The organism is Rubritepida flocculans DSM 14296, assembly GCF_000425365.1.
GTDB lineage: Bacteria > Pseudomonadota > Alphaproteobacteria > Acetobacterales > Acetobacteraceae > Roseococcus > Roseococcus flocculans.
The window spans coordinates 42,370-51,436 of sequence record NZ_AUDH01000024.1 but is presented as its reverse complement, the minus strand read 5'-3'; the positions used below and the strand labels follow the sequence as shown (position 1 = coordinate 51,436).

General features: G+C 75.2%; 7 protein-coding genes. 4 read left to right on the top strand and 3 right to left on the bottom strand.

The genetic code is table 11. From position 1 onward, the window contains the following. Window positions 1-338 precede the first annotated feature (338 nt). Window positions 339-1,316 (bottom strand): tripartite tricarboxylate transporter substrate binding protein, encoded by a 978-nt coding sequence (locus H596_RS0115210; protein ID WP_245584028.1) that lies wholly within the window; start codon window positions 1,314-1,316, stop codon window positions 339-341. A 70-nt stretch (window positions 1,317-1,386) separates the two neighbouring features. Beyond that, complete coding sequence (locus H596_RS21895; RefSeq protein ID WP_051213172.1) at window positions 1,387-2,274, bottom strand: LysR substrate-binding domain-containing protein; 888 nt, start codon at window positions 2,272-2,274, stop codon at window positions 1,387-1,389. Window positions 2,275-2,378: 104 nt separating this feature from the next. Between H596_RS21895 and H596_RS0115200 the strand changes: the two genes are divergently transcribed. Beyond that, entirely contained in the window at window positions 2,379-2,609 is a 231-nt protein-coding gene (locus H596_RS0115200) for a DUF1127 domain-containing protein (protein ID WP_027285604.1), read from the top strand. On the opposite strand, the gene H596_RS23050 is transcribed toward H596_RS0115200, so the two are convergent. Further along, on the bottom strand, window positions 2,563-3,336 hold the full coding sequence (locus tag H596_RS23050; RefSeq protein ID WP_027285603.1) for a S1 family peptidase: 774 nt from the start codon (window positions 3,334-3,336) through the stop codon (window positions 2,563-2,565). The two genes, H596_RS0115200 and H596_RS23050, sit on opposite strands and share 47 nt — an antisense overlap. Window positions 3,337-3,566: 230 nt before the next feature. Here H596_RS23050 and H596_RS0115190 point away from each other — a divergent pair, with 230 nt between their 5' ends. The 3 genes from H596_RS0115190 (at window position 3,567) to H596_RS0115180 (ending at window position 9,042) form a co-directional block, all read left to right on the top strand. Further along, on the top strand, window positions 3,567-4,313 hold the full coding sequence (locus H596_RS0115190; RefSeq protein ID WP_156910145.1) for an ImuA family protein: 747 nt from the start codon (window positions 3,567-3,569) through the stop codon (window positions 4,311-4,313). Continuing rightward, complete coding sequence (locus tag H596_RS21885) at window positions 4,313-5,674, top strand: DNA polymerase Y subunit UmuC family protein (protein WP_051213169.1); 1,362 nt, start codon at window positions 4,313-4,315, stop codon at window positions 5,672-5,674. Before H596_RS0115190 ends, H596_RS21885 begins: the two co-directional genes overlap by 1 nt. 68 nt (window positions 5,675-5,742) lie before the next feature. Further along, window positions 5,743-9,042 (top strand): error-prone DNA polymerase, encoded by a 3,300-nt coding sequence (locus H596_RS0115180; RefSeq protein ID WP_342663354.1) that lies wholly within the window; start codon window positions 5,743-5,745, stop codon window positions 9,040-9,042. Window positions 9,043-9,067: the final 25 nt, after the last annotated feature.

Here is a 9,067-nt window from a genome sequence, read left to right as displayed (position 1 = left end):
AGCACCATAAGTCAGCACCAGCCATCATCACCAAAAAACACACCAAACGCGCGTATCAATCAACACTGCATGATCAGATGCGGTTGTGAAACAGCAGCCACGACAGCCGGGGCCCGGCTGACGTGATGACCCCCACTCTCTCGGGAGGCTGCAGGTCCCCCTGCGAAGGGCTGGCAGTCTAGCGAAGAACGCCGGGCTGTCAACCCCGTCACCGCGCCGCACCGTCACCGGCGCCGTCGCGGTGACGGCTCATTAGGCCCCTGCGCCGCGCCTGTAAACCCCCTGTCACGCATGCGCGCGCATGGCGCGCATGCGCCTCAGGCCATTGCCCGGCCGAATCAGCTATCGGCGCGGATGTTGTTCTCGTTGATCACGCGGCCCCACTTCGCGATCTCCCCCTGCACGAACTGGCCGCAGGCCTCCGGGGTGGAGGCCACGATGTCGCAGCCCTGCTCCTCGATGCGGTTCTTGATGGCGGGTTCGTTCAGGACGCGCACCAGCGCCTCGTTCATCTGCCGCACCAGAGGCTCCGGCGTGCCGGCGCGCCCCAGCAGCGCCCACCAGGTCGGCGCCTCGAAATCACCGAAGCCCTGCTGGCTGAAGCTGCGCGTGTTCGGCACATGCCGGCTCTCGCCGCGCGTGGTCACGCCGAGCGGCCGCAGCACGCCCGAGCGGATGTGCTGGCTCACGATCACCACATTCGTCATGAACAGCGGCACATGCCCCGCCACCGCATCCTGCACCGCCGGGCCGCCGCCCCGATAGGGCACATGCACGATCCGGAAATTCCCCTGCTGCTGCAGCAGCGTGGTGGAGACATGCGCCAGCCCGCCCACGCCCGAGGTCGCGTAGTTGATCGTGTCCGGCGCGCGGCGCGCCGCCGCCACCACCTCCTCGAAGCTGCGATAGGGGGTGGACTGGTGCGCCACCATCACCAGCGGGCCGGAGGCCACATGGCAGACCGGAACGAAGGCCTCCATGGTGCGGAAAGGCAGGCGCATCACCGTCTCGTTGGTCGCCTGCGTGTCGTAGACGAAGAGCCAGGTGCTCCCGTCGCCCGGCGCGCGCGCGGCCTCGATGGCGCCCGTGGCGCCGGAGGCGCCGCCCCGGTTGTCGATCACGATCGGCCGCCCCAGCACCTCCGCGAGGCGCGGCTGGTAGATGCGCGCGATGGTGTCCGTGGAGCCCCCCGGCGGCCAGGGCACGATCAGCCGCAGCGGCCGGTCGGGAAAGCCCGCCCCCAGCCCCTGCCCGCGCGAAACGGCCGGAGCCACGAGACCAGCGGCGAGAGCCGCGACGAGATGACGACGCTTCACGGGACGGATCCTCCGAGACAGGGCCTTTTGCGACCTCTTTGCCGCCTGCGCGGGCCGAGGACAAGCGCGATCAGCGCGCAAGCCCCGCATCGTCCGCGAAGCCGGCGCGAATCGCCCCAGCCAGGGCCGCCACGCCCTCCGGCAACGACGCTGCGGCCAGCCACTGGTCCGCGAAGGAGAGCAGGATCCCCATGCCGGGCAGCGCCGGCAGCCCCTCCGCCTCGCCCAGCCAGCACAGCCCCGGCGGCAGCCGCGCCGGCGTGGACACCGTCAGCGCGAGCCCGGCCAGCGCCACTGCGAAACAGCCCGACTGCGTGCTCGCATTGTAGGTGACCCGCGCCCGACGGCCCGCCCGGCCCAGCGCCTCCAGCGCCGCCCGCCGCCAACTGCAGCCGGGATGGGCGAGCGCCAGCGGCAGCGGGTCGCGCCGGTGCAGCGCCCCGGCCGAGGGCCCGACCCAGCGCAGCGGGCCGCGCCACACCTCCTCGCCCTCGCGCCCATGCCCCTCGGTGAGCAGCGCGAGATCCACCGCCCCGCTCGCGAGGCGATGCACCAGCTCCTCCGTGTTGATGCACACCACCTCCACCTCGATGCCCGGATGGGTGCGGGCGAAGCGGGCCAGGATTCCGGGCAGCCATTGCAGCGTGTAGTCGTCCGGGCTGCCGAGCCGCACCTGGCCGGTGATGGGCGGGGTGCGGAAGGCCTCGAGGATTTCCTCGTTGAGGGCGAGCAGGGTGCGGGCGCGCTCCAGCAGCCACAGCCCCTTGTAGGTCGGCTCCAGCCCCCGCGGCCCGCGGCGCAGCACCGGCTCGCCCAGGATTTCCTCCAGGCGCTTCATCTGCATCGAGACGGCCGATTGCGTGCGGCCCACGCGCTCGGCCGCGCGGGTCACGCTCCGCCCTTCGGCGACCAGCACGAAGCTGCGCAGCAATTCGGGATCGAGGCCTGCCGGGAGCACGCCCCATCATCAATAAATCTGATGGAGCGCGTCAATATTAGTCGTTTGGCTGATGATGCGGCGGCGGCCATTCTCTCGGCAGGATCACCCCAAGGGACACGCCGATGTCGAGCCGCTCCAGCCTCTCCCTCCCTGCCCTCCGGCCGTTTCCGGCGCCGCAGGCCGGGCTGTGGCTGCGCCAGCTCCTGCAGCTCCGGCGGGTCTGGAAGACGCGGCGCGCGCTCGCCGAGCTCGATCCCCGGCTGCTGCGCGACATCGGCCTGACGGCGGAGGAGGCGCGGCGCGAGATCAGCCGCGCACCCTGGGATCCGTGGCCGAAGACGGGGCGGCGCTGAATCTCCCGGCGGCGGGCAGCGCGCCCAGGCGCATCGCCTCCTCCACCGCCGCACGGATGCACAGCACGAACACCTGGCGCCGGTCGCCGTCCATGAAACCGGCCAGATCCACGCCGGTCAGCATGGCCAGCGCCGGGGCCGAGCCCGGCTCGGGCAGCGCCGTGGTCAGGCCCGTCACGCGGCCGTTCTCGTCCACCACGGGGCCGCCCGAGAAGCCCATCAGCGCGCCCAGCCCCGCCGTGTAGCCGGGGCCGAAGCGGCGCAGCACGACATCGGGCTGCGCCACCCGCCCCGCCGCCATGGCGCGGCCGAGCCCATGGGGCCCGAGCGCCCAGACCGGCTGGCCCGCCCGCACCCCGCCCTCCGCCAGGGCGGCGGGCCGCAGGAAGCCCGGGGGCGCCTCGAGCACCGCGAGATCGAGCCGCGGGCTGACGGCCACCACCCGGGCGGGGGCCGACTCGCCGTCATCGCCGCGCCGCAGCCGCAGCTCGCCCCCTGCCTGACGCAGCACATGGGCGTTGGTGAGCAGCCGCCCCTCGCCCACCGCCACGGCCGCCCCCACGGGAACCCCATGCGCTTCGAGGCTGGCCAGGCTCTCCGCCGCCACCCGGCCCGCCGGGGTGCCGCGCGCCTGCTGGGCGGGCGAGGCCGCACAGGCCCCCAGGGCCAGGAGGGCCGCGAGAAGAAGGGCGCCGAGGGCGCTCCGGCGACGGGCGGCTGCGAGCATTGCTTTCCTCACGGAGAGCGAAGCACGGAGCCTCTCCGAACCGGATGAACAAAGTATTTCGTGCCGGGTGCACAACATCCGGCTCCGGATACGAAAATCTCTTCCTAGCAATCGCTTGCGCACGGATCGCGCCGATCCCGTCAGAAACGGCCGCAACCCTGCCGGGAATCGCCGGCTCTTCCCTTGACGCTGGAAGACGCCTGCCCAGAAACTAGGAATAAGATCGCACAATGACCGAGCCCGTCCCCTCCCCCCCTCCCGCCATGGACCGCGCCGGCCTGCTCGCGGGGCTGCGCGCGCGCATCGCCCGACTCGACCGCAGCGGCCCCGACATGCAGGGCCGCGCCGCGCTCCCCCTCTCGCCGGAACTCGACGCGCATCTGCCCTGGGGCGGGCTGCCGCTGGCGGGGCTGCATGAGATTCTGGGCGAGGATCCAGGTTCAAGCCTCGGTTTCGCCGCGCTTCTCATGGCGCGCGCCCAGGCCGCCCTGCCCGGGCGCTCCCTGCTCTGGATCGCTCCGGAGCCGGACGCCTACCCGCCCGGCCTCGCCGGCCTCGGCCTCGACGCGGCGCGGCTGATCCTGGTGCGCGCGCCGCGCGCGGCCGATGCGCTCTGGGCCGCCGAGGAGGGGCTGCGCTCGCCCGCCATCGCCGCCGTGCTGCTGCTCGGCCCCGCGCCCGATCTCACCGCGGCGCGCCGGCTGCAGCTCGCCGCCGAGACGGGCGGCGGCATCGGCCTGCTGCTGCGCGACGGCGCGGAGGAGGCCGGCCCCGGTGCGGCGCTGACGCGCTGGCGCATCGCCCCCCGCCCGGCGCAGGAGGCCACGGCCCATCATCTCGGCGATCCGGCCTGGGAAATCCGCCTGTTGCGCGCCCGCGGCGGCCGGCCGGGCGCCTGGCTCGCGGAATGGGATGCGGCGCAGGGGCGGCTCGTCACGCCCGCCCCCCTCGCGGCGGCGGGCCGCAGGCGCGCCTGATGGCCGGGCGCCGGGCCGCGCGCCCCCCTTCCCTGCCGCTCCTCGCCGCGCTGGAGCCCCCTCCGCCCGCGCCCCTGCCCTCCGCTGGGCCGGCGCCGACCGCGCGGGGCCGCCGCTTCCTGGTGCTGGAGGGGCCGGGGGTCGGCGCGCGCGCCGTCTGGGCGCTGCGTTTCTCCCCGCTCGTCGGCCGGCGCGGCCCGGACGGGCTGATCGTCGAGACCACGGGGCTGCCCGAGCCCGAGCCCGAGCTGCTCGCCCGGGTGCTCGCGGCCTTCGCCCGGGCCGGAACGCCGGCGCGCGGGATGCTCGGCGCCGCCCCCGCCGCGCTGGCCGCGCTGCTGCGCGCGGGGCATGGTTCCGCCGTGCTGGCCCCCGCGCAGGAAGCCGCGGCCGTGAGCGCCCTGCCCACCGCGGCGCTCGACCTGCCGGAGGAAGTCGTCGCGGGCCTGCACCGGCTCGGGCTGCGCGAGGTGGCGGCGCTGGAGGCGCAGCCGCGCGGCCCTCTCGCCCGCCGCTTCGGCCCGGCGCTGCTCGCGGAGCTGGCCGCCCTGCGCGGCGCCCTCGGCCCCTTCACCCCCGTCCGCCCGCCCCCCTGCCATGTCGCGGCGCAGGATTTCCCCGCCCCGCTGCTGACCGCCCCGGCCATCGCGCGGGCGCTGGAACGGCTCCTCGCCTCCCTCTGCGCGGGGCTGGAGGAGGCGGGCGTGGGCGCGCGCGCGCTGCGCCTCACCGCCTTCCGCGGCGACGGCACCTGGCAGGAGATCGGCCAGGGCCTCGGCCGGGCGAGCCGCGATCCGGCCCATCTGATGGATCTCCTCCGCCGGCGGATCGAGACGCTGCGCCCGGAATTCGGCTTCGAGCGGATGATGCTGGCCGCCCCCGCGACCGAGCCGCTCGCCCCCGCCCAGAGCGGCCTGCCGGGCGAGGCGGTGGCGCAGGAGGCCCTCTCCGCCCTGCTCGACCGGCTCGGCCAGCGCCTCGAGCTCTGGCGCCCCCTGCCCCGGGCCTCGCACTGGCCCGAGCGCGCCCTGGCCCGCGGCGACGCCCATGGCCCCGGCGCCCCCTTCGCCCCCGCGCCGCGGCCGCTGCGCCTGCTGCGCCGGCCGGTGCCGCTCGAGGCGGTGGCGCTGCTGCCCGACGCCCCGCCGAGCCTGCTCCGCCGCGGCCGCCGCACCGAGCGCGTGGTCCGCGCCGAGGGGCCGGAACGCATCGAGCCCGAATGGTGGCGCGCGGGCCCAGAGCCGCCGCCGCGCGACTATTACCGGGTGGAGCTCGCCTCCGGCGCGCGCTGGTGGGTCTGCCGGCGCGGCGCGCCGGGCGATGCGGACACGCGCTGGTTCCTGCATGGGTATTTGAGTTGAGACCCCATACCAGCGGCCGCTTGCCATGACCCGTCGGAAGGCGGCGCGGCCGCTGGTATGCCTTTGTTTTGGCGCGCAGCCGCCACACCAACCCTGCGCGCGAGACGGGCGGGCGCTCCGCGCCCTTGGCTTCGCCGCGCCGTGGGGGCGCCTGGCGGCCCGGTCGCGCGGGCGGCGCCGGCCGCCTTGCGGCAGGATTCTTCGGCGCCACGGAGGCCGCCCTGTTCGGTGAACCCGCCGCCCTCTCGAACTTCACCTTCCTCGAGGGCGCCTCGCACCCGCATGAGCTGGCCGAGACGGCGAAGGCGCTCGGCCACACCGCGCTCGGCCTCGCCGACCGCAACTCCATGGCGGGCCTCGTGCGCGGCATGCTGGCCTGCGAGGCCGCGGGGCTGCGCTTCCTGCCCGGCGTGCGGCTCCACCTGACCGACGGCAGCGAATACCTCGCCTGGCCGACCGACCGCGCGGCCTATGGGCGGCTTTGCGCCCTGCTCTCGGCCGCGCGGATGCAGGCGCCCAAGGGCGAATGCCCGCTCGACTTCGCCGCGCTGGCCGCCGCGGCCGAGGGCCAGGTGCTCGCCCGCCTCGCCCCCGACCGGCCCGACGCCGCCTTCGCCGCCCGCCACGCGCGCGAGGCGCGGGGGCTGCGTGACCGCCTCGCCCTTCCCCTCCTGCTCGCCGTCAGCCACCGCGCATCGGGCGCCGACCGCCACCGGCTGGACAGCCTCGCCGCCCTGCCCGAGGCGCGGCTGATCGCGGCCGGCGGCGTGCGCTACCACGCGCGCGCGCGGCGCCGCCTCGCCGATGTGCTGACGGCGATCCGCCTCGGCGTGACGGTGGAGGCGCTCGGCCGCGCCGCCGAGCCGAACGCCGAGGCCTGCCTCAAGCCCGAGGCGGAGCTCCGCCGCCTCTTCGCGGGCCATGAGGCGGCGGTGGAGCGGGTGGCCGAGCTCCTCGCGGCCTGCCGCTTCTCGCTGCGCGAACTCTCCTACGAATACCCGGACGAGATCCTCGACCCCGGCCGCACGCCGCAGGAGACGCTCGAGGCGCGGGTGGCGGAGGCCGCGCGCGCCCGCTGGCCGGAGGGCGTGCCGGCGCGCGTCGCCGCCCAGCTCGCGCACGAGCTCGCCCTCATCCGGAAGCTGGACTACGCGCCCTATTTCCTGACGGTGCATGAGATCGTGCGCCACGCCCGCTCGCTCGGCATCCTCTGCCAGGGGCGGGGGTCGGCCGCCAACTCGGCCGTCTGCTACGCGCTCGGCATCACCGCCGTGCCGCCCGACAAGCACGAGCTCCTCTTCGAGCGCTTCATCAGCGAGGCGCGCGGCGAGCCGCCCGACATCGACGTGGATTTCGAGCATGAGCGGCGCGAGGAGGTGATCCAGCACATCTACGCGCGCTACGGGCGGGACCGCGCCGCCCTCGCCGCCACCGTGATCCGCTTCCGCGAGCGCAGCGCGATCCGCGAGGTGGGCAAGGCGCTCGGCCTGCCGGAGAGCGTGACCGCGCCGCTCGCCCAGGCCGTCTGGGGGGCCGGGGATGCGACCCTTCCCGAGCTCGCGCGCGCGCAGGGGCTCGACCCGGAGGATCCGCGCCTCGCCCTCGCCTGCGAACTCGCCGAGGAGATCCAGGACTTCCCCCGCCACCTCGCCACCCATGTGGGCGGTTTCGTCATCGCGCGCGGGAAGCTCACCGAGCTCTGCGTGGTGACGAAGGCGGCGATGGAGGGCCGTCACACCCTCGAATGGGACAAGGAGGACATCGAGGCGCTCGGCATGCTCAAGGTGGATGTGCTGGGGCTTGGCATGCTCTCCTGCCTGCGGCGCGCGATGGACATGCTGGGGCTGCGTGCGCTCACCGACATCCCGCAGGACGATCCGGCCACCTACGAGATGCTCGCGCGCGGGGATTCGCTCGGCGTCTTCCAGGTGGAGAGCCGGGCGCAGATGAACATGCTGCCGCGCATGCGCCCGCGCTGCTTCTACGACCTGGTGATCGAGGTCGCGATCGTCCGCCCCGGGCCGATCCAGGGCGACATGGTCCACCCCTATCTGCGCCGCCGCAACGGCGAGGAGCCGGTGGAGGTGCCGCCGGGCCTCGAAGGGGTGCTCGGCAAGACGCTCGGCGTGCCGCTCTTCCAGGAGCAGGCGATGAAGATCGCGATCGTCGCCGCGGGCTTCTCGCCCAGCCGGGCGGATCAGCTCCGCCGCGCCATGGCGACCTTCCGGCGCAACGGCGCGCTGCCGCAGTTCCGCGCCGAGTTCCTCGAGGGCATGGCGCGCAACGGCTATGACCGGGGCTTCGCCGAGCGCTGCTTCCGCCAGCTCGAGGGCTTCGGCACCTATGGCTTCCCCGAGAGCCACGCCGCGAGCTTCGCCCAGCTCGTCTATTTCTCAGCCTGGATCAAGCGCCACCACCCGGCCGTCTTCGCGGCGGCGCTGCTCAACAGCCAGCCCATGGGCTTCTACGCGCCCGCGCAGATCATCCGCGACGCGCGGGCGCATGGGGTCGAGCTGCGGCCCGTGGATGTGGCGCGGAGCGACTGGGACTGCACGCTCGAGGACGGCGCGCTGCGGCTCGGGCTGCGGCTCGTCAACGGGCTCGGGGAGGCGGCGGGGCGGCGCATCGCGGCGGCGCGGCCCTTCGCCTCGCTCGCCGATCTCGCGCGCCGCGCCGGGCTCGATCGCGGCGCGGTCGAGCGGCTCGCCGAGGCGGATGCGCTGCGCGGCCTCGGCCTCGACCGGCGCGCCGCGCTGTGGGAGGCGCGCGCGGTGGAGCGCCCCGCCCCCCTCGCCGCGCCGCTCCGCGAACCCGCCCCGCGCCTGCCGCCCGCCACGGCGGGCGAGCGCGTGGTGCTCGACTACGCCGCGACGGGGCTCAGCCTCGGCCCGCACCCGCTCGCCCTGCTGCGGCCGCGCCTCGCCGCGCTCGGCGCCGCGGACAGCCGCGCGCTCGCCGCCGCGCGGCAGGGCGCCTGGCTGCGGATCGCGGGCCTCGTGCTCGTGCGCCAGCGCCCCGGCAGCGCCAAGGGGGTGATGTTCTTCACGCTGGAGGACGAGCACGGCGTCGCCAATCTCGTGCTCCACCCCGACCTGCAGCGGCGCTTCCGGCGCGAGATCGTGGCGGCGCGGCTGCTGTTGGCGGAGGGGCGCGTGGAGCGCACCGAGGCGCATGTGCCGATCCTGCATCTGATCGCGCGCCGGCTCCAGGACCGTTCCGACCTGCTGCACGGGCTGCATGCGCTGGAGGAGGACGTGTTCGGCCGGGCCATCGCGCCGGCCGACGAGGTGCTGCGGCCCAACCTCTCGCCGGACCCGCGCGTGAAGCGGAAGGAGGCGCTGCGGCAGCCGAGCCGGGATTTCCGGTGATCGCGCCGGTCGTGGCCCTGGCCGC